The following is a 20,723-nucleotide window of genomic DNA, read 5'->3' as shown; positions in this document are numbered from 1 at the left end:
GGTCGGCGCCCCCTGGCCGAGGGCTTAGCGGCCGGGGCCCGCGGCGGCGAGCACCAGCAGCCCCCCGGCGATCGACCAGTTCTTGACGACGATGGTCACCTGCCAGGGGTCGGCGCGCAGCTGCCAGTGGAACCAGCTGGTGAAGATGCAATAGCCCGCCATCACCACGGCCCAGAGCGCGACACCCGGCCCCAGCACCAGCCCCACCGCCGCGGCGAGATCGAACAAAGCGACCGGCCAGACCAGCCAACCCGGCAGGCCGAGCCACCCGATCATCTGCGCCACTGGCGCCGGGTCCACGACCTTCTGCAAAGCCCCGGCGAGGAACAGGAAGGCCAGCAGGACCCGGCCTGCGAGGTTCACGAGATCGCGCATCCTCTCAGACACCGGCATACCATTCATAACCGCGATCCTCCCAATAGCCGCCCTTGCCGCCACGGATACCCGCGAGATCCGGCACCAGCGTGATCGACTTGACGTATTTCGCCATCTTGTACCCCAGCTGGCGTTCGACCCGCAGGCGCAGCGGCGCACCGTTGGCGACCGGCAGGGGCGCGCCGTTCATCGACCATGCAAGGATCGTCTGCGGGTGCCGCGCCGATCGCAGGTCTATGCTCTCGTAGTAGTACTGCGGCCCGCTCAACCCGGTGGTGAGCGCATCGAAGCAGTGGAACACGGCATAGCGCGCCGAGGGCTTCACGCCCGCCTGGTCGAGAAGGTGAGACAGCCGCACGCCCTGCCACTTGGCGATGCAGGACCAGCCCTCGACGCAGTCGTGCCGGGTGATCTGCGTCTGCTGAGGCATTTGCCTGAGGTCCGCCAGCGACAGGCTGAGCGGTGTCGAAACGGCACCTCCCAGGGTCAGCCGGTACTCCGCGAAGCCGCCCTTCCTCAGCGCAATGTAGTCGGCGGCCTGCGGGTGGGTGGAGCCGTTCGGGCGCATCGGCTGGCGGATGTCGGCCTCGGTATAGGTCCGCGCCAGCGCGTCGCGGCCCTGCAACAGGCTCTGGACCTCTTCCGTCAGGCGGTTGGCCGACATCAGCACGCCACGCGCCGGATCGTCCGGGGTAGACAAAAAGTCGAAGGTCTTGCAGCCCGCCAAGGGCAGGGTGGCCAGCGTACCGGCGCCAAGGCGCAGAAGGGTGCGGCGGTTCATCTATTCCTCCTCCGTCGCATCGGGTTGGCTGCGGATCCTGTAGCGGCCGGTCAGGATGGATCGCATCTCGTTCAGCGGGCCCGCCGCCAGTACCATCACGATGTGGACGACGAAGAAGGCCACGATCAGGGCCATCCCGAGGAAATGCAGGCTGCGCGCCGTCTGCCGCCCCCCGAAGAGGTCAAGAAGCCAGGGCCAGGCCGCATCCATCCCCGGCGACATGGTCAGCCCGGTCAGGATCATCAGCGGGAAGAGCCCGGCCAGGACGATGAAATAGGCCAGCTTCTGCAAGGGGCTGTAGCGCCGCCCGTGAGGCAGCGGCCCGCCAAGATGCGCGCGGATGTCGGCCCCGAGGCCGCGCAAATCCCGCCGCCCGGGCAGTATGTCGCGCCTCAGGTGACCGTTCAGCCCGCTCGCCACCGCCCAGACCGCCAGCGTCCCAACCAGCGCCCAGGCGAAGAAGAAATGCACCACCCGCCCGGTCGCGAGGTCCTGACCTGACGGGATCGTGGCCCAGCCGGGGAAAGCGCGCGGCTGCCTTGCGTCCTTGGGCCCGCTCAGCCCCAGCACACCGGTGGTGTCTAGATCATGGCCAAAGACCTGCGTGACACCCCGAAGCGGCGCCGCGCCCTGACCGCCCTCCGTGCCGATCCTGAGGACCGCGTTGTCGAAGCCCTGCGCCATCCCCGATTGCTGGCCGAGATAAAGCGCCGGATGCGCGTCGAAGATCTGCAACCCCGAGAGCAGCAGAAAGAACAGGCAGACCGCCCAGAGCCAATGCGTGATCCGCGTCCACGGCCCGTGCCGCCGGATCATCTCACCCTCCTGTTTCCGTTCGGTCTTGTGCATGGCGGACCTTTCTTGCCAGTGGGGCTGCCGCTCTGGCGGGCAACCCCACCTTCTGCGTCAGCTTTTCGGCAGCATCACGGTGTCGATCACGTGGATCACCCCGTTCGACTGCTTCACGTCAGCGATCGTGACCTTGGCCGTGTCGCCGTTCTGGTCCTTCAGGTAGACATGGCCATCCTTCATCATCGCCGTCAGGGTGCAGCCCCCGAGCGTCTTGATCGGCGCCATGCCGCCATGCTTCTTGATCATCGCCTCGATCTTCGGCGCGGTCTCGTCGCCCTTCACCACGTGGCATTCAAGGATCTTCTGCAGCTTCGCCTTGTTCTCGGGCTTCAGCAGCGTCTTGACCGTACCCTCGGGCAGCTTGTCGAAGGCCGCGTTGGTGGGCGCGAAGACGGTGAACGGGCCCTTTCCCTCCAGCGTCTTGACCAGACCCGCGGCCTTCACCGCGGCGACGAGGGTGGTGTGGTCCTTCGAGTTGACGGCGTTCTGGACGATGTTCTTGTTGGCATACATCGGCGCGCCGCCGACCATCGGGTTGGCCTGCGCGGCCACGGCGGTCAGCGTCAGGGCGGTTGCAGCGGCAAGGCCGCGGAACGTCGATTTCATGTCGGATCCTCCTCCGAAAGCGAACCGGAAAATGCCGGTCCATGCCCGAAGCTACGGAGGGCAGTGGCGCGAAGTTTCGGAATGGCGGAACACGAGGGTGTGACCGGAGGCGGCCCGGGGGCATTCAGGCCAGCGACAGGACGCCGGCCCCCAGAACCTGCGTGGGTTTGCCGTTCGGCGAGCCGCCCGCGGGTTCAAGGCTGACCGCCAGCGTGTCGCCCGCGGCCAGCTTCGGCAGGGTGAGCCGCCGCGTCGGCGCGCTGACAAGGCCCGCGGGGCTGGGCACCTGCCCGGGATGGATGATCCAGAGCTCATAATCGTGGGCGTCGCCCGGGGCCTGACCCCTGGTCCGGGTGATCGTCGCGATCCCCGTGCCGGGGTCGTACCGCGCCTGGAAGATCAGCGCGCCGTCTTGTGCGGCGATCTCCGCCATCAGCAGCTGCGGCTTGCCCGGCCGGGTCAGAAAGACCCCGACGGCCGCCGCCGCCGCGATCGCGCCGCCCCCCGCAAGGAACCAGCGCCGCCCCAATCCGCGCCGCCCCGATGCACGCTGTCCCGCGGGATCCGCCCGGCCGAACAGCCGTGCCTCGATCTGAGGCAGCAGGTCGGGCGCGGGCACTTCGGGAAAGTCCGCGTCGAGCGACGAGAGGTGACCGCTCCAGGCAGCGACCCGCTCGGCGAAGGCCGGATCGTCCCGCAGCCGGGCTTCGACCGCCAGCCGCTCGGGCAGCGGCAGCACGCCCAGCACGTATTCCGCGGCCAGCAGGTCGTCGCCGCCTTCGGGGATATGGGATTGCGGCGTGGTCATGATTCAAGACACTCCTTCAACCGAAGAAGTCCCCTGCGCAACCACGTGCGCACGGTATTGAGCGGGATCGCATGCCGTTTGGCGAGGTCGGCATAACTCAGCCCCTCGAGATAGGCGCCGCGCACCGCCTCGGCCCGGGCGGGTTCAAGCGTGTCGAAGCACTCCGAGATCCGCCGCGCCTCGCTCTGCGCCATCGCGCGTGCCTCAGCCCCGGGTGCGGGGTCGGGCATCCGGGCGAAGGGGTCGCCGGTGTCGTCGGGAAGAATGTCGTCGCGCCGCGCGCGCACCCGGTCGATGCAATGGTTGCGCGCGATCGCGATCAACCATGTCATCGCCCTGGCCCGGTCCGCATCGAACCGGCCGGCATTGATCCAAACCCGTGTGAACACTTCCTGAAGGGCCTCCTCGGCCTCTGCGCGATTGTTCAAGATACGGAGGCAGACACCGAAAAGTTTCGCGGAGGCGGCGGAATACAGCGCGCCGAACGCCGCGCGATCCCCTCCGGCAACGTCATTCAGATAAGCGGCGAGCGGATCGTCGTTCATGTGCGCGATGTTACTGCGGGCTCACCGTCGCCAAGAACCATTTCGGTCAGGAAGACCGTAAAGCGGGGGCGCGTGTATCATCGAAACCACAGGCGCGAGACGGGGCGCGCGTCCCTCTCCGGCCCATTCCCGCGCCGCACGATGCGCCTGCGCGTGCGGGAGCGGTGAGCGCCGGTCCAGGCGGCCGGCCCGCGTGTTCGGTTTCTTCGGAGTCGGTGCCCGCGCTGGCGGCCAATCGCGCCGGCCCCATGGGAATTGTGCTGTCACATCAGTCTGTTGCGGGATGTTCCTGCGATCGGCGCCATCTGAAATCTCCGCGTCCGATCGCCAGCGCCGGCTTCAGCGGTACCATGGAGCCGCCATGAACCGCCACGGACGGCGAAGATCCGGACAGGAGCATTCTCACGTCGCGGGCAGCGCCGCAAAGGCACGGGGTGACATGCCCTGATGCCGTGCAAAGGCCAGGCCGAATGCGCTGGCCGAGCCGTATCCGACCCGTAGCGCGATCTCGGTATTGTTGAGCTTGCCCTGTCTCAGCAGGTCCCGCGCCAGGCTCATGCGCCAGTCCTGCACGTATTCCATCGGTGGACGCCCGATTTCCCGCCGGAACCTCTCGAAGAAGCTGGAGCGCGAGAGGCCGGCGGCGCGCGCCAACCCTGCCACGGACACTGCGCCGGCGATATCCATGTGAATGCGTTCCAGCGCGCCCGACAGCTGCGGATCGGCCAGCCCGCGCAACAGGCCGGGGGGCATCTCGCCCGCGGAGACGGAGCGCAGCGCCTCGATCAGGAGCACCTCCAGCAGCCGTTCGAGGATCAGGCCGCGTCCGGGCCGCGCGGCCTGGGTCTCTTCGTGGATCGCGGGCACGAGGGCGAGGAGCCGCGCGTGCCCCGACGCATGAATCATCCGCGGCAGAAGCGAGACCAGCAGATCGCGCGCCGGCGTGTCGAATCGGCAATGCCCGACCAGCGCCCGCATCGTGACAGGGGCGTCCGCTGGGCCCAGCCGGAACTGCCCCGGCCCGGTCTCCAGCGGTCGGCGCGGCAGGTCCGGTGGCGGCGGGCTTTCGCTGACCATGACGAAGCTTTGCAGATCCGGGATCAGAACGAAGTCGCCCGCGCGAAGCGTGATCGCATCCTGCCCGCTGACCTGAACGCGGCAGCTGCCCTCGACCATCGCGCAGTAGAACGGGCTGTCCAGGTCGCGCCGCTCGACCTGCCATTCGCCGCCCGCCTCGACCAGCTTGGACACGGAAACGGCGGGCCTGAGCAGGGTCACGACGGCTGACAGCGGGTCGGCGGGAAGATCAGGCATCGAATTCGGACGATTGATTGATAATGGCGGACCTCTGTTTATACATGATCCGCCGCACCGCGTCTATCTCTGCAGCGTCAAGCAAGGAGAACAGACATGCCCCGTATCCTCATCACCGGCACATCCTCGGGTTTCGGCCGCGAGATCGCGCTGCATTTCCTCGACCAGGGCTGGGACGTGGTCGCCACGATGCGCAACCCTGCCCATGCGGATCTGCCCACGTCCGAGCGGTTGCAGATCCTGCCCCTCGACGTGACCGACCCCGACAGCATTGCGGGCGCGCTGAAACAGGCTGGCCCCCTGGATGCGTTGGTGAACAACGCCGGCGTCGGCATGCTGAACGCGCTTGAGGGGGTTGAAATGGACCGCGTGCGCGAGCTGTTCGAGACGAACGTGCTGGGCACCATCGCCATGACGCGCGCCGTGATGCCCGCCATGCGTGCAAAGCGCAGTGGCGTCATCGTCAATGTCAGCTCCACCGTCACGGTGCGTCCGCTGCCGGCGCTGTCGGTCTACAGCGCCAGCAAGGCGGCCCTCAACGCGTTCACCGAGAGCTTTGCGATCGAGGCCGCGGAATTCGGGGTCCGCGCCCGCCTCGTCCTTCCGGGCGCCGCGCCCGAAACCGCCTTCGGGCGCAACGCGATGGCGCGGATGGGGATGGAGATCCCCGATGCCTACGAGCCCTTCGTGAAGGCCTATTTCGAGAAGCTGATGTCGGCGAAGGAAAAGACCGAGGCGCGCGATGTGGCGCAAGCCGTCTGGCGCGCGGTGACGGACGAGGCGGCGCCGATGAAGCTGCCCGCAGGCGCGGATGCCGTGCAGAACTTTCACGAGGCGGGACTGTCGGTCGGCTGAGGGGGCAACCGCGGTGCCAATGGTGGCGCCGCGGCCCCTGTTGGCCGGGACGTCCGCCGAGGTCGGGTAGCCGGTCTCATGCCCAGGCGCGGGCGCAGCGGGTTGTCGGTGCGCCCCGGTCGGTCTCAGGTCAGGGGCGATCTCGGGTCGGGGGCGATCTCGGGGCATCGCGATCTTGCCGCCGATCCTGAGCCGGGCGGCAAGCTCTGCGCGCCCCGCCGCAGCAGCCTGAGCATCGTGCCGAAACCGGCGTCTGCCACGTTGTCCACCACCACGTCGACGCTTTCTTGGCCGACCACGGCGATCGGGTCGTCCTCCCGGGTCAGGACATGGTCCACGCCGAACGCGCGCACCATGTCGGCCTTCGCGGAGCTTGTGATCCCGATAACCTCGGCCCCCCGGCGCCTTGTCAGTTGCGCAACAGCCGACCCCACGCCGCCCGACATGCCGGGCACGAGGACGCGGTTGCCCCGGGTGATGCCCCCGCGTTCGACCATGTTCTCGGCCGTGCCATAGCCGCAGGGGATCGAGGCAAGCTCCGCATCGGTCCAGTCGCAGGCCACGGGGAAGATCTCGCCGTCGGGGACCTTGACGTATTGCGCAAAGGCGCCGTCGATGTCGGAGCCGAGCCAGACGGTGCGCGGGTCGTCGAACCCGTGCGTGCGCATGCAGGCCCGCGCGATCACACGTTGACCGATGCGCCCCGCGTCGCCGTCCGGACCGGTCGCGACGACCTCGCCGCAGCAATCGGTGCCCTGGACGAACGGGAACGGCGTGGCGGCATTCCAGCCGCCGTCGGCAATCTCCCGGTCCCGGCCGGTGTCACCCGTTCCTGTCCAGACCGAGGAGGAATACTACCCCAGCCGCGTGTTGATCTCGGTGTTGTTCACCCCGGCCGCAGGCACCTTGAGAAGGATCTCCCCCCGCCCGGGTTGCGGTATCGGAACGTCCTTGATGACCAGCTTGTCGTAACTGCCGACACCGGTCGTCACGACGGCTTTCATGGTTTCCTGTCCTTGCGGCATGGCCTCACCCCGGCGTTCGGAAGATGACGTGCCGCTTGAGATATAGGCCGCGCTCACGCCGGCGTCGCGGCATCGGGATGGATCAGCCCCGCTGCGCGCAGGTCCTGCCAGAACGCGGCCGGGATGGGCTTGTCCATCGCGGCCATGTCGTCGATGGCCTCGTCCGGCCGTCCCATCCCCACGACCACCGACTGTACCACGTCGGGGGCTTCGGCGAATTGTAGCGCCGCGGCGAGAAGGTCGACGCCGTGGTCGAAGGCAACCTCGGCAAGCTGGCGCCGCTTGTCCATCCGATCCTTGGAAATCACGCTGTTCCGGGCGCCGTAGTGATAGCGGTGCACCCCGGCAAGGAAGCCCGCATTGAGCGCCGAGCCGATGACGAAGCTGTTGCCCTTCGCCCGTGCGGCGGGAAACACCGTCTCGACCGGGTGGTCATGCGCGATAAGCGAATACTGGCTGGCCATCAGGTGCAGGTCCGGGTCGCTGTCCTCCATCGCCTTCAGGATCGGCTCGGGGCTGTTCACGCCCATGCCCCAGGCCTTGATGACCCCCTGATCGCGCAGCTCGCACAACGTGGCAAAGCAGCCCTCGACCGCCTCGGGCCAAAGCTCCAGCCAGGGTTTCGGCAGCGCGTCTTCGTTGTCCGGCGACAGGTCGTGGACGAAGACGACGTCGAGACTGTCGAGGCCGGTGCGCTGCAGCGTGTCCTCGATCGAGCGCAACGTGGCCTCGCGGCTGTAATCGTAGATCTCGATGTTGGGCGACGGCGAATAGGGCATCAGCGTCTGGTTGCGATGCTCCGCCCCGGCCTTGAGAAGCCGCCCGACCTTCGAGCTGATCACGAAGCTGTCGCGCGGCTGGCGGTGCAGGAACTGGCCATAGCGCCGCTCTGCCAGGCCAAGGCCGTAATGCGGGGCGACATCGAAATAGCGCAGCCCTGCCTCCCACGCAGCCGAGAGCGTCTCTGCCGCCTGCTGGTCGGTCGTGACGCGGAATTCGTTGCCGATCGCGACGCCGCCCATCCCGATGCGGTACGGGAGCGTATATCTATTGGTCATGGTGGCGTCTCCCTGTTCCATTGTTCGAAGAGGGCAACGTGCCCGGCCTGCCCGGGTTCCTGTGCCGCCCCGTGTTTGCAAGGGGCTCAGGCCCCTCGGTCGTATGGAGCATGATGAACAAGGCAAGGGGCAAGCGTTCCGCGAAGTTTCGGCCGCTCGCGCTGCGGGAACTTGCCGGGGGCGGGGCGGTTCCTTCTTGACCTTCCCGTTACCGGAAGCAGCATCACTCAAGGATCGTGATCCCCAGAGGAGGCCGCCCATGAGCGACCACGCCCATCACCCGCATCACCACCACGCCGCCGCGCCCGGCGACGGCAGCGTGAAAGACCCGGTCTGCGGCATGGACGTGACCCCGGGCCCGGACACGCCGAGCGAAAGCTTCGACGGCAAGACGTTCCACTTCTGCTCCCACAAGTGCCACGGGAAGTTCACGGCGGACCCGTGGTTCTATGCTTCCGGCCATGCCGCGAAGCGGGGGGCGACGGCGGCACCGGGCACGCAATACACCTGCCCCATGCACCCCGAGATCGTGCGCGACGCACCCGGTGCCTGCCCGAAATGCGGCATGGCGCTGGAGCCGATGACCCCCTCCGATGAACCGAGCGACGAGCTGACGGATTTCACCCGCCGGCTGTGGATCAGCGCGGGCGCGGCAGTGCCCCTGCTCATCCTGACCATGGGCGGCATGGTTGGCCTCCCGTTCCGCGACTGGATCGGTCATCAACTGTCGAACTACATCGAGTTCGTGCTTGCGACGCCCATCGCCCTCTGGGCCGCGCAACCGTTCTTTCAGCGTGGCTGGCAGTCGGTCGTGAACCGCTCGCCCAACATGTGGACGCTGATCTCATTGGGGGTCGGCGCGGCCTATCTCTATTCGATCGTGGCGACGTTTTTGCCCGGGGTCTTCCCAGCACAATACCGCTCGGGCCACGGGGTGGGGACGTATTTCGAGGCCTCGGTGGTGATCGTCGCGCTGATCTTCGTCGGGCAGGTGCTGGAACTGCGCGCCCGCGAACGCACGGGCGACGCGATCCGCGCGTTGCTGGATCTGGCGCCCAAGACGGCGCGGCGGGTGCTGCCCGATGGCAGCGAATACGACGCGCCGCTGGAAAACGTCATGGCGGGCGACCGGTTGCGGGTGCGGCCGGGCGACAGCGTGCCAGTGGATGCCAAGGTGATCGACGGCCGATCCTCGGTCGACGAGAGCATGATCACCGGCGAACCCGTGCCGGTCGAGAAGGCAGCGGGCGACAGCGTCACCGGCGGCACGATCAACGGCAACGGCGCGCTGGTGATCGAGGCCGAGAAGGTGGGCGCCGACACGGTGCTGTCGCAGATCGTCTCGATGGTCTCGAACGCGCGCCGCTCGCGTGCGCCGATCCAGGGGCTGGCCGACAAGGTGTCGGCCGTTTTCGTGCCGACGGTGGTGGGCTGCGCGCTGCTTGCCTTCGTGATGTGGCTGATCTTCGGCCCGGCCCCCGCGCTGGCCTTCGCCATCGCCGCCGGGGTGTCGGTGCTGATCATCGCCTGTCCCTGCGCGCTGGGCCTGGCGACACCGATCTCCATCACCACCGCCGCCGGGCGCGGGGCGCAGGCGGGCGTGCTGATCAAGGACGCCGAGGCGCTGGAACGCATGGCGCGGATCGACACGGTAATCGTCGACAAGACCGGCACGCTGACCGAGGGCGCTCCGAAGCTTACCGACGTGGTGGCGCTGGACGGCGGCGAGGACGAGGTGCTGCGCCTTGCCGCGGGGATCGAGCGTGGGTCCGAGCATCCACTGGCCGAGGCCATCGTCGCGGGGGCGAAGGACCGTGGGATCGACCCGCCCCGGACGGAGGATTTCGAAGCCGTCACCGGCAAGGGCGTACAGGGCACGATCGACGGTAAGCGAGTGGCGCTTGGGAATGCCGCGATGATGCGGGACCTCGGCCTCGACCCGTCGAAGGCCGAGGAGACGGCCGACGATCTGCGGGCCGGGGGCAAAACGGTGATGTACCTTGCCTCGGGGGAGGCGCTTGCCGGCCTGATCGCCGTGGCCGACCCGATCAAGAAGACCACCGCGCAGGCGATCTCCGATCTGCATGCGGCGGGGCTGACCGTCATCATGGCGACTGGCGACAATGAGCGGACGGCGCGCGCGGTGGCCGGCAAGCTGGGCATCGACGAGGTGCGCGCGGGTGTCCTGCCCGCCGACAAGGCCGCGCTGGTCGAGGAGTTGCACAGGCGCGGCGCCTTTGTCGCGATGGCTGGCGACGGCGTGAACGACGCGCCCGCGCTCGCGGCGGCGGACGTGGGCATCGCCATGGGCACCGGCGCCGACGTGGCGGTGGAAAGCGCGGGCATCACCCTGCTGGGCGGGGATCTTGCGGGGCTGGTCCGCGCCCGCAAGCTGGCCCGCGCCACCCTGCGCAACATCAAGCAGAACCTGTTCTTCGCCTTCGTCTACAACAGCCTTGGCGTGCCGCTGGCGGCGGGCATCCTCTACCCGGTCTTCGGCCTGCTGCTGTCGCCGATGATCGCGGCGGCGGCGATGAGCCTGTCGTCGGTCTCGGTCATCGGCAACGCGCTCCGGCTCAGGCGGCTGAAGCTGTGAAGGGGGGGCGGTGGGCGCTCAGTAGACCCCGTTCGCCTGTTGCAGGCTCCGGACATAGGCCGTGATCGCCTTGACATCGGCGGGGGTCACGCCCTCGACCGGCGGCATGTTCCCGAACGGCCAGTGATGCGCCTGAACGCCGCCCCGCGCCGCAATGAGGAAGGCCGCGTCGGCGTGGTGGCCGGGCTTGTAGAAGGCATGGACAAGAGGCGGCCCCATGCCGTTGCGCCCCGCCGCGTTCGGCCCGTGACAGGCTGCGCATTTCGCATCGAAGGCCTGCTGCCCCACGCGGGCCGTCGGGCTGAGGTCGGCCGGGGCCGTGACCCGCACGATGGAAGCGCCAGGGGCGATCTTCGACAGGTCGGGCACCCCCATCGCATGCCCGCCGACGTCAGCGCCGCCACCGGGGCCGGGACGGGGCGCCATCGCCTGGGTGACGATCACTGCGAGGCCGCCGAGGAAGAGGCCGAAGATGGCGATGGGCAACACTTTGGTCATGCGGGTCTCCTTGCACTGCGCCGGTCCGGGATCTTGGACCGGAGGGGACCCTAGCCGCTTACATCACGGGAATGTCAAGCCGCCGTGAGCGCCGTTCTCAACCTTCCAGCGCCTTGCGCCGCGCCTCGTATTCTTCGGGGTCGATCTCGCCCTTCGCAAGACGCTCCTTGAGGATGTCGAGCGCCGCGGGGCCGCGGGGGGCGCCGTTGCGTTCCATCATCCAGCGGACCGCGAGGATGACGAGGCCGATGATGAGACCCCAGAAGATCACCATCATGCCGATCCCGAAGAAGCCGACGCCGTCGCCCCACATCATCGGGTGACCGTAATAGCCGGGGCCGTAGCCCCCCGGCGCATCGGCCCGGGCGGCGCCTGTGGCGAGTGCTGTGGCGAGTGCGATGTAGACGGCAATTCTGGTCATGTTTGCCTCCATAGCTCCGATCTGGAGCGTTGATACGCCGGTCGGCGCGTCGGGACGTTGAGCGAGGTCAATAAACTGCCAGGGAATGGACTGGTCGCAACATGGTGAACTCGGCCCGGATCGGCGGGGCCGGCTTGCGGCCACCCCGCGCCTCTCGCCTTGACGTTCATGCCGGGACCCTGCCACGCAGCAGGTCGAGCGGGCTGTAAAGCGTCATGACGTAGAGAAACGCCAGCATGTAGATCACCGCCGTTCCGAACATCTGCGCCGATTCCGACGAGACGCCCAGGCTGTAGGGCCCGCCCAGGGTTTCCGCCGTGCTCCAGATCGCGAAGGACAGAAGGAAACCCACCGGCGCCATGATCCGCAACCCGCGCCCGCTGAGGAGCGAGGCCGCGACCGCCGCTTCGGCAAGACCGACGAGCAGGGCGACCAGATGCGGGCCGATCAGGTTCGTCACGTCGAGGAACAGGTGGTCATAGGTCGCCAGCCATGTGCCCTTCATGTCGGTCTGGGCCGAGGTCAGGAAATCGTCGAAGTGGTCGAGGAAGTAGGGGTGGAACTTCATCAGCGCGTCATAGCCCCAGAGCAGTCCGAACCCGTTGCGTGCCAAGGCGAGCATTTCGTTGCGCGACAGGTCCGGGGAGGTCCGCAAACGCTCGACCCCGATGAGGAACAGGAACATCACGACGTAGGGCAGCGCGACGCCGGGGTCGGTGCCGTCCTGGCCGAAATCGCCGCCATGCTGGAAGACGATCCAGACGAAGGCGGCGTATCCGATTCCTGTCCAGCTCATCGCGACGACGCCGCGGTCGGCAATGACGGAAACCGCAACCGCGAGCTCGACGAAGGCCAGGATCACCACCACGAGGTGAAGAACCGGATTGTCCACCGACAGGCCCATCGCCTTGGCTGTCGCGACCTTGTGCTGCCAGGTCAGGGACGACCACGCATCATAGATGAGAACCGCCCCGAAAAGCAGACGTATCCAGGTGAAGGACGCGTATCGGACCTGCGATGTCAGGGCCGTATCTTCGCCCTCCATCCCGAGGGCGATCAGCGCCCGGCGCAGATAGGATCGACCTTCCGGGACGCCTGCAGTGTCGTGAGGTGCCGAAGTTTCCATGCCTTTGCCCTCCTGTGCTGCGGCAAGTGTCGGGCGGCTACGCTTGGGCCTCCCTGAGTGCAGGATTGAAGGATGCCGGAGGCCCTGCCTCCTTGACTTGCGTCAACACGGGGCCTCACAACCCTGGCATGCGGGCTGCGGTCATGGGTCATATCGGCGTGATCCGGCGCGCATCCCGAACCCGGCGCCCTTCTTTCCCTTGAACTTCCCTGCTCTGGAAACGTTAGATAGTCATGAATATGTCGATGGGACAGCCGGGCCGGAGGCCGTGGCGACAGTCCGCGACGGTGCCGGTCGACCGCCTTCGGGACGGGGGGCAGGAGCCTGATCAGTTCGATCCCGAAAGGAGGGCAGAGAATGAGCGCGTTTACTTTCGCAGTCACCAGTTCCGAGGGGTTTGATGCCACGGTCGCGCGCGTGACCGAGGCGCTGAAGGCCGAGGGGTTTGGTGTGCTGACCACGATCGACGTGGCCGCCACGCTCAAGGCCAAGCTGGGGCTCGACCGGCCCCCCTATGTCATTCTGGGTGCCTGCAACCCGCAGTTCGCACATGACGCGCTGGAGGCCGAGCCGGATATCGGGGCGCTCCTGCCCTGCAACGTCGTGGTGCGCGACGAGGCCGACGGCACGGTCGGGGTGCTGTTCATGGACCCTGCGGCGGTGCTGGGCATGGTCGGAAACCCCGACATCGAGCGCCTCGGCAACGAGGTCGCCGCGAAGCTGCGCCACGTGGCCGAAGCGCTTTCCGCCTGACTGATCGAGATGCCGAATGGGGGCGGTCGCCCCCCTGCCGGCATCTGGATGAAGAGGTTGCTGTCGTGTTCGCCGGTCTCGAGCAGGAGGACCCGGCAATCCGGATCTTCGGAAAGCCGGTTCGCCAGCACGCAACCCGCCGATGCCGCGGCCACGTGATAACGTCACGGGTGCCCGTCTTTCCCATGCCGGCCTGCTTCATGCCTTCACCCGGGCGGCGGCCGGGTTGCATATCGGTTTCATTGAGACTTCGGCCGCCTCCCGTGTGCCCGTCACGTCGATCTCATCGCGCGAGGCGAGTAGCCTGGCTCCCCATGGGCAGAGAAAACGTCAGTTGATCTCACGAAATTCGCGGTTTTGGCACCCGACGGGGCGGTGGGACGCCTCGGGGCACATCGACATGGTGCCGTAACCCTCGCGGGGCATGGACGGGACTCGCCCGGGCAAGCCACGGGCGACCGATCTCCTCGATATCCCTCCGGTGGTCAGACGAAGCCGTCTGGGGGCACTCAGGCCAGACGCGGGGACGGCGCGAAATGACCCGGCGGAGAGCCTGCATTCAGAGGTCTGCGAAATCCGACGTGTTTCAATGAAAATCATATTGACGGATTGTATGACAATTCCTAGGGTGCACCCCGACGCGGGGGGATCCCCTGCACCACAGACACCGGGAGGAGGGGACAGTGCCGGAGGAGTGCTACCGCATATACGCGATCAAATACGCCGAGCATGAACGGCGGGCGCAGGAGAACTTCATCGGCGGCGACATCCACGACGGGCCGATGCCGATGGATTACTTCGTCTGGGCCATTGTGGGCGCGGAGCGGAGCTTTGTCGTCGACACTGGATTCGACGCTGCGATGGCCGCCAAGCGGGGCCGCAAGATCGTGCATCCGGTGGCCGAGGGGCTTGCCCGCGTGGGCATCGCGCCGGAGGCCGTGCAGGACGTGGTGATCACCCACATGCACTATGATCACGCCGGCAACCACGACCTCTTTCCCAACGCCACCTTCCACGTGCAGGACCGCGAGATGGCCTTCTGCACCGGCCGCTGCATGTGCCACGACGCGCTGCGCCACCCCTTCGCCGTCGAGGACGTGAAGGCCATGATCGACCGCCTCTATGCCGGCCGCGTGGCCTTCCACGACCCCGAGGACACGCTTGCCCCCGGCATCACCCTGCACCGCACCGGCGGCCATTCCGACGGCCTCCAGATCCTGCGGGTCAGAACGGAGCGTGGCTGGGTCGTGCTGGCGTCGGACGCCACGCATTACTACGCCAACATGGGCAGGTCGCTGGCCTACCCGGTGGTGTTCAACATCGGCGACATGCTGGACGGCTACGACACCCTGAGGCGGCTGGCCGAGACCGAGGCGCATATCATCCCCGGCCACGACCCGCAGGTGCTGGAGATCTACCCGCCCGAGGCCGAGGACACCCGTGGCTGGATCGCGCGGGTCGACCTTGCCCCCCATGGCACGCCCACGATCTGAGATCTGACATCCGAGGAGGAACCATCATGCTTGTCGAACTGCGCATCTACCATTGTGCCCCCACCCGCCTGCCGGCGCTGCAATCGCGCTTTCGCGACCACACGCTGGGCTTCTGGGACAAGCACGGGATCCGCCAGATCGGGTTCTGGACCACGCTGATCGGGCCGCACAACCACACCCTGACCTACATGCTCCAGTGGAACGACCTCGCCGAGCGCGAGACCCGCTGGAACGCCTTCCAGGCCGACCCGGGCTGGATCGAGGTGCGCAACGCGACCGAGGCGGAAAAGCCCATCGTCACGCGCATCGAAAGCTCGATCCTGACACCCACGGACTTCTCGGCGATGCGCTGAGGCGCCCGGCGACCGACCCACCGAAAGACGCAACGGAAAGACCGCGATATGCCCCCCAAGACCATCGGATTCATCGGCCTCGGCATGATGGGAACCCCCATGACCGCCTGCCTTGCCAAGGCGGGGTTCCCGCTCCTGCTGGCGGATGCGGACACCGCCCGGGCCGAAACCCTGTGCGCCGAGCGCGGTGCCCGCATGCTCACGCCCGAGACCGCGGGCGAGGTGGACGTGCTGATCACCATGCTGCCGAAATCCGACATCGTGGAGCAGGTGCTGCTGGCTGACGGCTGGGCCGACCGGCTGAAGCCCGGCACCGCGGTGATCGACATGAGCTCCTCCGAACCGATGCGTTCGCGCAAGCTGGGCGAGGTCCTGACCGGCAAGGGGCTGGGCTATCTCGACGCGCCGGTGTCCGGGGGCGTCAAGCGGGCGGTGGACGGCACGCTTGCCATCCTGGTCGGCGGTGATGCGGAGTTGCTGGAGGCCTGTCGCCCGGTGCTCGACGCGATGGGCGGGTCGATCCTGCACATCGGGGCCGCGGGGTCGGGGCACGCGGCGAAGGCGCTGAACAACTTCGTCTCGGCCTCGGCGCTGATGGCCACGGTCGAGGCGCTGCACGTGGCGGCGAAGTTCGGCATCGACCCGGCGGTGATGACCGATGTCCTGAACGCCTCCACCGGCCGGTCGAACACCTCGGAGAACAAGGTGAAGCCCTTCATGCTCTCGGGCACCTTCGGCTCGGGCTTCTCGCTTGCGCTGATGGACAAGGACCTGGGCATCGCCGGCGCGTTGGCGGAGCAGGTGGGCTATCCGATGCAGGTGGGCGCGCACAACATCGCGGTCTGGCACGAGGTCGCGGGCCGCGCCGGCCCCGCCGCGGACCATACCGAGATGTACCGCTTCCTCGCGGATGAGGAGGCCTGATCCCATGGTCGACACCTCCCGCTTCTACATCGACGGCCAGTGGGTCGCGCCCGCCTCGGCGCGGAGCTTTCCGCTGATCGACCCGGCGACCGAGGAGACCTACGGCGCGCTCGCCATGGGCGATGCGTCGGATGTCGACCGCGCCGTGGCCGCCGCCCGCGCGGCGCTGCCCGCTTTCGCTGCCACCAGCCGGGAAGAGCGCACGGCCCTTCTGCGCCGCATCCTAGCCGCCTACAACGCCCGCACGGCGGAATTCGCCGAGGCGATGCGGCGCGAGATGGGCTCTCCCATCGGGTTCGCGACCAAGGGCCAGGCGGTGCGTGGCCCCGCGCATTTGGAGCCGCTGATCGACATCCTCGAGAATTTCGACTTCGAGGAGGACCGCGGCACCACGCGGCTCCGCCACGAGCCGGTGGGAGTCTGCGGGCTGATCACGCCGTGGAACTGGCCGATCAACCAGATCGTCGTGAAAATCGCGCCCGCGCTGGCAGCGGGCTGCACCATGGTGCTGAAACCCAGCGAATTCTCCCCCGTCAGCGCGCTCATGTTTGCCGAGGTGCTGCACGAGGCCGGGGTGCCGCCGGGGGTGTTCAACCTGGTGAACGGCGACGGGCCCGGCGTCGGCGCCGCGATCGCCGCGCATCCCGGCATCGACATGGTGTCCTTCACCGGATCGACCCGCGCGGGCATCGAGGTGGCGCGCACCGCCGCCGGCACGGTCAAGCGCGTGGCGCAGGAGCTGGGCGGCAAGTCGGCCAATATCCTGCTCGACGATGTCGATCTCGACCCGGCGGTGACGCGGGCGGTGGCGGCCTGCTTCACCAACTCGGGGCAGTCCTGTTCCATCCCCACCCGCCTGCTGGTGCCCGCCGCGAAGATGGACGCCGTGGCCGAGATCGCCGCCCGCGCCGCGCAGACCTACCGCGTCGGCCCGACCGATGACCCGCAGACGGACCTTGGCCCGCTGGTCAATGCCGCGCAATTCGCCCGCGTCCAGTCGCTGATCGAGGCCGGCATTTCCGAGGGCGCCCGCCTTGTCGCCGGCGGCCCGGGCCGGCCGGAGGGGATGAACCGCGGCTACTACGTCCGCCCCACCGTCTTTGCCGACGTGAGCCCGGAGATGACCATCGCGCAGGAAGAGATCTTCGGCCCGGTGCTGTCGATCCTCGGCTATGACAGCGAGGAGGAGGCGATCGCCATCGCCAACGGCACACCCTACGGCCTTGCTGCCTATGTCCAGTCCGCGAGTGCGGATCGCGCCCGCGCGGTGGCGCGGCAGCTGGTCGGCGGACAGGTTCACATCAACTATCCCCCCGCCGACTTCCGCGCGCCCTTCGGTGGCTACCGCCGTTCGGGCAATGGCCGCGAGTGGGGCGCCGCGGGCTTGCATGAATACCTCGAGGTGAAGGCGATGATCGGCTTCAACGCCGCCTGACGCGCCTTTCCATGACCAGAACGATCATACAATCCGACAAGACCCCAGATCACAGGAGTCCAGAGCATGAGTGACGAGACGGAGCTTTTCAAACGCGGCTTCGAGAACCGCAAGACGGTGCTGGGCGCCGGCCATGTGGAGAAATCCTGGGGCAGCGCCGACGATTTCAACCGTCCCGTCCAGCGCATGGTGACCGAGGTCTGCTGGGGTGGCGTCTGGGGCGACGACACGCTGCCGTTCCGCACGCGCTCCATGCTGAACATCGGGATGATGACCGCGATGAACCAGCACCATGAGCTTGGCGTGCACGTCAAGGGGGCGCTGACCAACGGGGTCGGCACCGACGAGATCCGCGCCGTGCTGATGCAGGCGCTGGTTTATTGCGGGGCGCCGGCGACGCTGGCCGCCTTCCGCACCGCGACCAAGGCGATCGCCGAGTGGGAGGCGGAGCACGGCCCCGCCCCCACAAAGGGCACGCCCGAGACCAAGGTCCCCCGGAAGAACGGGGCGGACAAGACCTGACATAGCAACCGCCCCCGGGAAGGGGCGCATCGGACGCGGCGGGCGCCATGCCCGCCAGCGTGCCAACGGGAAAGAGGGAGGAGACCCCATGGCAAGTGCAACAGACATGGCCGGACAGGCGGGCGAGGGCGCCCGCGGCTGGCAGGAACCGCTGGAGACCCGGCGCAAGAGCGCGATCAAGGGCGCGTTCTTTTCCGAATACATCGACATGTTCGACATCTACCTGCCGGTCGTCGCGCTGGCGCCGGTGATGTTCGTGTTCCAGCCGCAGAACCTGTCGGCGGCGGCGCAGACCGTTCTGGCCTCGCTCGTGTTCATCACCACGCTGTTGGGCCGACCCATCGGCGCGCTGATCTTCGGCATGGTGGCCGACAAGGTGGGGCGGCGGGCGGCCTCGATCTACTCCGTCTCGGGGTTCGGGGTGGTGACGCTCCTGATCGCGCTTTTGCCAGGGTACGAGACGCTGGGGCTGACGTCCTATATCCTTCTCGTGCTGTTGCGCTTCGTCGACGGGATCTTCCTTGGCGGCGGCTACACGGGCGCGATGCCCCTGGCGATCGAGTATTCGAAGAAGTCGCAGCGCGGTTTCGTCGGCGGGCTGATCCTCGCGGGCTTCCCCGCGGCCTATGTCTCGATCAACATCATCACCGCGCTGATGTTCTGGCTGGCGCCGCTGGACGGGCCGGGGTCGGCCTATGCCACCTGGGGCTGGCGCGTGCCCTTCGTCTTCGGCGCGATCCTCGCCGGCGTGCTGGCGCTCTATTACACCCACAAGGTGTCGGAATCCGAGGTCTGGAAACAGAAGGAAGGCGAGATCGAGGAGGCCGAGAAGCTTCCGCTCTCGAGCCTGCTGAAGGGCCAGAGCGGGCGCAACCTGCTGCAGGTGCTGATCCTGATGACCGGTTTCTGGCTGACGCAGAACATCATCACCATCTACCTGCCCACCGGCATGCTGGTGCACACCCTGCACCTGAGCGGGTTCGAACTGACCACGACGCTGATGATCACCTACGTCGTGCTGTTCTTCAGCTACATCGGCTCGGGGATGCTGGGGCAGGTGATCGGGCGGCGGACCTTCTTTGCCATCGCCGGTCCGCTGATCGCGACCGTGGGCGCCTATCTCTTCTACCTGCTGGGCCATTCGCCCGAGATGAGCTTTGCCGCGCGGACCTTCCTCGTGGTGGTGCTGGCGGTGCTGGTCACCTCGCCCTGGGGCGTGATCGTCACCTACATCAACGAGCGTTTCGTGACCGACGTCCGCGCCACCGGCTTCGGCATCGGCTTCTCGCTCTCGGTCGTGCTGCCGTCGTTCTATGCCTTCTACATGGATGGGCTGAGCGCCTTCATGCCGCTGGCGCTGACCCCGGTCGTGCTTCTGGTGATCGGCGGGCTGATCGGGATGACCGGTGCGCTGATGGGCCCCGAGACCAAGGATGTCGACTTCGGGCTGGAAGAGTGAGCCCGGGGCATTTGGAAAGGCAAGACAATGACTGAGAAACGTCTGGGCTTCATCGGTCTCGGCAACATGGGGGGGCGCATGACGCGCTGCCTCGTGGCCGCCGGGATCGAGGTGACGGGCTTCGACATGGACAAGGACGCCGCGGCGAAGGTGGGGGCGAAACCCGCCGCCGACATCGCGGCGGTCATGGCGGCGGCGGACATCGTGCTGATGTCCCTGCCCGACAGCCGGGTGGTCGAGGCCGTGGTGGAAGGCGAGGGCGGCGTGCTGGCCAGCTGCCGCAAGGGTCAGGTGGTGGTCGATCTTTCGACCGCCGCCGCCAGCTCGACCAAGCGGCTGGCGGGCCTCCTGGCCGGGAAGGGCGTGGCCTATGTCGACGCCGGCGTCTCCGGCGGTGCCGCGGCGGCCGAGAAGGGGGCGCTGACGCTGATGGTGGGGGGCGAGGAAAGCGCCGTCGCCCGCCTCGACTGGGCCTTCGACGCCATCGCCGCCAAGGTCGTCCACATGGGCGACAGCGGCGCGGGCCATGCGACCAAGCTGCTGAACAACTTCCTCAACGCCGTCAGCCTTGCCGCCACGGCCGAGGTGATGGTGGCGGGCAAGAAGGCGGGCCTCGACCTGCACAAGCTGCTCGACGTGATCAACGCCTCCAGCGGCGTGAATTTCGCCTCGCTCAACCGCTTTCCGAAGATCGTCGACGGCGATTACCTCGAAGGCGGGCTGACGGCCAAGCTGATGACCAAGGATGTCGTCCTCTACAGCGATTTGCTGCACGAGCTTGGCGTGGCCTCGTTCAACACCGCGGGCCCGATGGCAAGCTTCGGCCTTGCTACTGCGCTGGGGTATGGTGACGTCATCAGCAACCGTGTCGTCGACGCGATCGGCGACATCTCGGGCGGTATCCGCCTGCACGACAAGTAAGGA

At 67.5% G+C, this 20,723-nt stretch carries 23 protein-coding genes and 1 pseudogene; 10 read left to right on the top strand and 14 right to left on the bottom strand.

Annotated features, from left to right (window positions below; genetic code table 11):
• Positions 1-24: 24 nt before the first annotated feature.
• From CVV76_RS13770 to CVV76_RS13740, 7 genes are all read right to left on the bottom strand, one after another.
• On the bottom strand, positions 25-375 hold the full coding sequence (locus CVV76_RS13770) for a DoxX family protein (protein ID WP_102225421.1): 351 nt from the start codon (positions 373-375) through the stop codon (positions 25-27).
• Between the two features lie 4 nt (positions 376-379).
• Positions 380-1,156, bottom strand: a complete 777-nt coding sequence (locus CVV76_RS13765) for a molybdopterin-dependent oxidoreductase (protein ID WP_102225248.1) — start codon at positions 1,154-1,156, stop codon at positions 380-382.
• Entirely contained in the window at positions 1,157-1,972 is an 816-nt protein-coding gene (locus tag CVV76_RS13760) for a cytochrome b/b6 domain-containing protein (RefSeq protein ID WP_199178603.1), read from the bottom strand.
• A 90-nt stretch (positions 1,973-2,062) separates the two neighbouring features.
• Positions 2,063-2,614: a fasciclin domain-containing protein gene (locus tag CVV76_RS13755; RefSeq protein ID WP_102225246.1), complete on the bottom strand. Its 552-nt coding sequence runs from the start codon at positions 2,612-2,614 to the stop codon at positions 2,063-2,065.
• Between the two features lie 124 nt (positions 2,615-2,738).
• Positions 2,739-3,422 (bottom strand): anti-sigma factor, encoded by a 684-nt coding sequence (locus CVV76_RS13750; RefSeq protein ID WP_102225245.1) that lies wholly within the window; start codon positions 3,420-3,422, stop codon positions 2,739-2,741.
• Positions 3,419-3,967 carry a sigma-70 family RNA polymerase sigma factor gene (locus CVV76_RS13745; RefSeq protein WP_102225244.1) on the bottom strand — a complete coding sequence of 183 codons (549 nt, stop codon included), beginning with the start codon at positions 3,965-3,967 and terminating at the stop codon, positions 3,419-3,421. Before CVV76_RS13745 ends, CVV76_RS13750 begins: the two co-directional genes overlap by 4 nt.
• 402 nt (positions 3,968-4,369) lie before the next feature.
• The gene (locus CVV76_RS13740; RefSeq protein ID WP_102225243.1) at positions 4,370-5,281 is read right to left on the bottom strand and encodes an AraC family transcriptional regulator; all 912 of its coding nucleotides are present in this window, start codon (positions 5,279-5,281) and stop codon (positions 4,370-4,372) included.
• 96 nt (positions 5,282-5,377) lie between these two features.
• On the opposite strand from CVV76_RS13740, the gene CVV76_RS13735 reads away from it, so the two are divergent.
• Entirely contained in the window at positions 5,378-6,136 is a 759-nt protein-coding gene (locus CVV76_RS13735) for an SDR family oxidoreductase (RefSeq protein ID WP_102225242.1), read from the top strand.
• A 125-nt stretch (positions 6,137-6,261) separates the two neighbouring features.
• On the opposite strand, the gene CVV76_RS25610 is transcribed toward CVV76_RS13735, so the two are convergent.
• The 4 genes and pseudogenes from CVV76_RS25610 to CVV76_RS13725 form a co-directional block, all read right to left on the bottom strand.
• Positions 6,262-6,582 carry a zinc-binding dehydrogenase gene (locus tag CVV76_RS25610; RefSeq protein ID WP_269844494.1) on the bottom strand — a complete coding sequence of 107 codons (321 nt, stop codon included), beginning with the start codon at positions 6,580-6,582 and terminating at the stop codon, positions 6,262-6,264.
• A 126-nt stretch (positions 6,583-6,708) separates the two neighbouring features.
• Positions 6,709-6,951: pseudogene (locus tag CVV76_RS25605) on the bottom strand (alcohol dehydrogenase catalytic domain-containing protein); the annotation flags it as partial.
• Positions 6,952-6,990: 39 nt separating this feature from the next.
• Positions 6,991-7,140 carry a hypothetical protein gene (locus CVV76_RS25405; protein WP_233192911.1) on the bottom strand — a complete coding sequence of 50 codons (150 nt, stop codon included), beginning with the start codon at positions 7,138-7,140 and terminating at the stop codon, positions 6,991-6,993.
• Between the two features lie 74 nt (positions 7,141-7,214).
• Complete coding sequence (locus tag CVV76_RS13725; RefSeq protein ID WP_102225241.1) at positions 7,215-8,219, bottom strand: aldo/keto reductase; 1,005 nt, start codon at positions 8,217-8,219, stop codon at positions 7,215-7,217.
• 259 nt (positions 8,220-8,478) lie between these two features.
• Here CVV76_RS13725 and CVV76_RS13720 point away from each other — a divergent pair, with 259 nt between their 5' ends.
• The gene (locus CVV76_RS13720; protein WP_102225240.1) at positions 8,479-10,815 is read left to right on the top strand and encodes a heavy metal translocating P-type ATPase; all 2,337 of its coding nucleotides are present in this window, start codon (positions 8,479-8,481) and stop codon (positions 10,813-10,815) included.
• Between the two features lie 18 nt (positions 10,816-10,833).
• Here CVV76_RS13720 and CVV76_RS13715 read toward each other — a convergent pair whose 3' ends face one another.
• From CVV76_RS13715 to CVV76_RS13705, 3 genes are all read right to left on the bottom strand, one after another.
• Positions 10,834-11,313 carry a c-type cytochrome gene (locus tag CVV76_RS13715; protein ID WP_102225239.1) on the bottom strand — a complete coding sequence of 160 codons (480 nt, stop codon included), beginning with the start codon at positions 11,311-11,313 and terminating at the stop codon, positions 10,834-10,836.
• A 97-nt stretch (positions 11,314-11,410) separates the two neighbouring features.
• Positions 11,411-11,734: an SHOCT domain-containing protein gene (locus tag CVV76_RS13710; RefSeq protein WP_102225420.1), complete on the bottom strand. Its 324-nt coding sequence runs from the start codon at positions 11,732-11,734 to the stop codon at positions 11,411-11,413.
• 166 nt (positions 11,735-11,900) lie between these two features.
• A complete protein-coding gene (locus CVV76_RS13705) occupies positions 11,901-12,860 on the bottom strand; it encodes a hypothetical protein (protein WP_102225238.1) in 960 nt (319 codons plus the stop codon).
• Between the two features lie 357 nt (positions 12,861-13,217).
• Between CVV76_RS13705 and CVV76_RS13700 the strand changes: the two genes are divergently transcribed.
• The 8 genes from CVV76_RS13700 to CVV76_RS13665 all read left to right on the top strand — a co-directional run bounded on the left by CVV76_RS13700 (position 13,218) and on the right by CVV76_RS13665 (position 20,720).
• Complete coding sequence (locus CVV76_RS13700; RefSeq protein WP_102225237.1) at positions 13,218-13,613, top strand: DUF302 domain-containing protein; 396 nt, start codon at positions 13,218-13,220, stop codon at positions 13,611-13,613.
• Positions 13,614-14,296: 683 nt separating this feature from the next.
• Positions 14,297-15,106: an N-acyl homoserine lactonase family protein gene (locus tag CVV76_RS13695; protein ID WP_102225236.1), complete on the top strand. Its 810-nt coding sequence runs from the start codon at positions 14,297-14,299 to the stop codon at positions 15,104-15,106.
• A 26-nt stretch (positions 15,107-15,132) separates the two neighbouring features.
• Positions 15,133-15,459 carry an NIPSNAP family protein gene (locus CVV76_RS13690; protein ID WP_102225235.1) on the top strand — a complete coding sequence of 109 codons (327 nt, stop codon included), beginning with the start codon at positions 15,133-15,135 and terminating at the stop codon, positions 15,457-15,459.
• 48 nt (positions 15,460-15,507) lie between these two features.
• Positions 15,508-16,383 (top strand): NAD(P)-dependent oxidoreductase, encoded by an 876-nt coding sequence (locus tag CVV76_RS13685; RefSeq protein ID WP_102225234.1) that lies wholly within the window; start codon positions 15,508-15,510, stop codon positions 16,381-16,383.
• A 4-nt stretch (positions 16,384-16,387) separates the two neighbouring features.
• Positions 16,388-17,818, top strand: a complete 1,431-nt coding sequence (locus CVV76_RS13680; protein WP_102225233.1) for an aldehyde dehydrogenase family protein — start codon at positions 16,388-16,390, stop codon at positions 17,816-17,818.
• 66 nt (positions 17,819-17,884) lie between these two features.
• On the top strand, positions 17,885-18,340 hold the full coding sequence (locus tag CVV76_RS13675) for a carboxymuconolactone decarboxylase family protein (RefSeq protein ID WP_102225232.1): 456 nt from the start codon (positions 17,885-17,887) through the stop codon (positions 18,338-18,340).
• 88 nt (positions 18,341-18,428) lie between these two features.
• The gene (locus tag CVV76_RS13670; protein WP_102225231.1) at positions 18,429-19,799 is read left to right on the top strand and encodes an MFS transporter; all 1,371 of its coding nucleotides are present in this window, start codon (positions 18,429-18,431) and stop codon (positions 19,797-19,799) included.
• Between the two features lie 27 nt (positions 19,800-19,826).
• Positions 19,827-20,720, top strand: a complete 894-nt coding sequence (locus CVV76_RS13665) for an NAD(P)-dependent oxidoreductase (protein WP_102225230.1) — start codon at positions 19,827-19,829, stop codon at positions 20,718-20,720.
• Positions 20,721-20,723: the final 3 nt, after the last annotated feature.

This window comes from Acidimangrovimonas sediminis, from assembly GCF_002871005.1.
GTDB lineage: Bacteria > Pseudomonadota > Alphaproteobacteria > Rhodobacterales > Rhodobacteraceae > Acidimangrovimonas > Acidimangrovimonas sediminis.
This window is presented reverse-complemented; position numbering and strand designations above follow the sequence as displayed.

Excerpts from the sequence above, each read along its gene's own strand:
- CVV76_RS13770 (WP_102225421.1), bottom strand. The coding sequence starts at position 375 with ATGCGCGATCTCGTGAACCTCGCAGGCCGGGTCCTGCTGGCCTTCCTG.
- CVV76_RS13765 (WP_102225248.1), bottom strand. The coding sequence starts at position 1,156 with ATGAACCGCCGCACCCTTCTGCGCCTTGGCGCCGGTACGCTGGCCACC.
- CVV76_RS13760 (WP_199178603.1), bottom strand. The coding sequence starts at position 1,972 with ATGATCCGGCGGCACGGGCCGTGGACGCGGATCACGCATTGGCTCTGG.
- CVV76_RS13755 (WP_102225246.1), bottom strand. The coding sequence starts at position 2,614 with ATGAAATCGACGTTCCGCGGCCTTGCCGCTGCAACCGCCCTGACGCTG.
- CVV76_RS13750 (WP_102225245.1), bottom strand. The coding sequence starts at position 3,422 with ATGACCACGCCGCAATCCCATATCCCCGAAGGCGGCGACGACCTGCTG.
- CVV76_RS13745 (WP_102225244.1), bottom strand. The coding sequence starts at position 3,967 with ATGAACGACGATCCGCTCGCCGCTTATCTGAATGACGTTGCCGGAGGG.
- CVV76_RS13740 (WP_102225243.1), bottom strand. The coding sequence starts at position 5,281 with ATGCCTGATCTTCCCGCCGACCCGCTGTCAGCCGTCGTGACCCTGCTC.
- CVV76_RS13735 (WP_102225242.1), top strand. The coding sequence starts at position 5,378 with ATGCCCCGTATCCTCATCACCGGCACATCCTCGGGTTTCGGCCGCGAG.
- CVV76_RS25610 (WP_269844494.1), bottom strand. The coding sequence starts at position 6,582 with ATGTCGGGCGGCGTGGGGTCGGCTGTTGCGCAACTGACAAGGCGCCGG.
- CVV76_RS25405 (WP_233192911.1), bottom strand. The coding sequence starts at position 7,140 with ATGAAAGCCGTCGTGACGACCGGTGTCGGCAGTTACGACAAGCTGGTC.
- CVV76_RS13725 (WP_102225241.1), bottom strand. The coding sequence starts at position 8,219 with ATGACCAATAGATATACGCTCCCGTACCGCATCGGGATGGGCGGCGTC.
- CVV76_RS13720 (WP_102225240.1), top strand. The coding sequence starts at position 8,479 with ATGAGCGACCACGCCCATCACCCGCATCACCACCACGCCGCCGCGCCC.
- CVV76_RS13715 (WP_102225239.1), bottom strand. The coding sequence starts at position 11,313 with ATGACCAAAGTGTTGCCCATCGCCATCTTCGGCCTCTTCCTCGGCGGC.
- CVV76_RS13710 (WP_102225420.1), bottom strand. The coding sequence starts at position 11,734 with ATGACCAGAATTGCCGTCTACATCGCACTCGCCACAGCACTCGCCACA.
- CVV76_RS13705 (WP_102225238.1), bottom strand. The coding sequence starts at position 12,860 with ATGGAAACTTCGGCACCTCACGACACTGCAGGCGTCCCGGAAGGTCGA.
- CVV76_RS13700 (WP_102225237.1), top strand. The coding sequence starts at position 13,218 with ATGAGCGCGTTTACTTTCGCAGTCACCAGTTCCGAGGGGTTTGATGCC.
- CVV76_RS13690 (WP_102225235.1), top strand. The coding sequence starts at position 15,133 with ATGCTTGTCGAACTGCGCATCTACCATTGTGCCCCCACCCGCCTGCCG.
- CVV76_RS13685 (WP_102225234.1), top strand. The coding sequence starts at position 15,508 with ATGCCCCCCAAGACCATCGGATTCATCGGCCTCGGCATGATGGGAACC.
- CVV76_RS13680 (WP_102225233.1), top strand. The coding sequence starts at position 16,388 with ATGGTCGACACCTCCCGCTTCTACATCGACGGCCAGTGGGTCGCGCCC.
- CVV76_RS13675 (WP_102225232.1), top strand. The coding sequence starts at position 17,885 with ATGAGTGACGAGACGGAGCTTTTCAAACGCGGCTTCGAGAACCGCAAG.
- CVV76_RS13670 (WP_102225231.1), top strand. The coding sequence starts at position 18,429 with ATGGCAAGTGCAACAGACATGGCCGGACAGGCGGGCGAGGGCGCCCGC.
- CVV76_RS13665 (WP_102225230.1), top strand. The coding sequence starts at position 19,827 with ATGACTGAGAAACGTCTGGGCTTCATCGGTCTCGGCAACATGGGGGGG.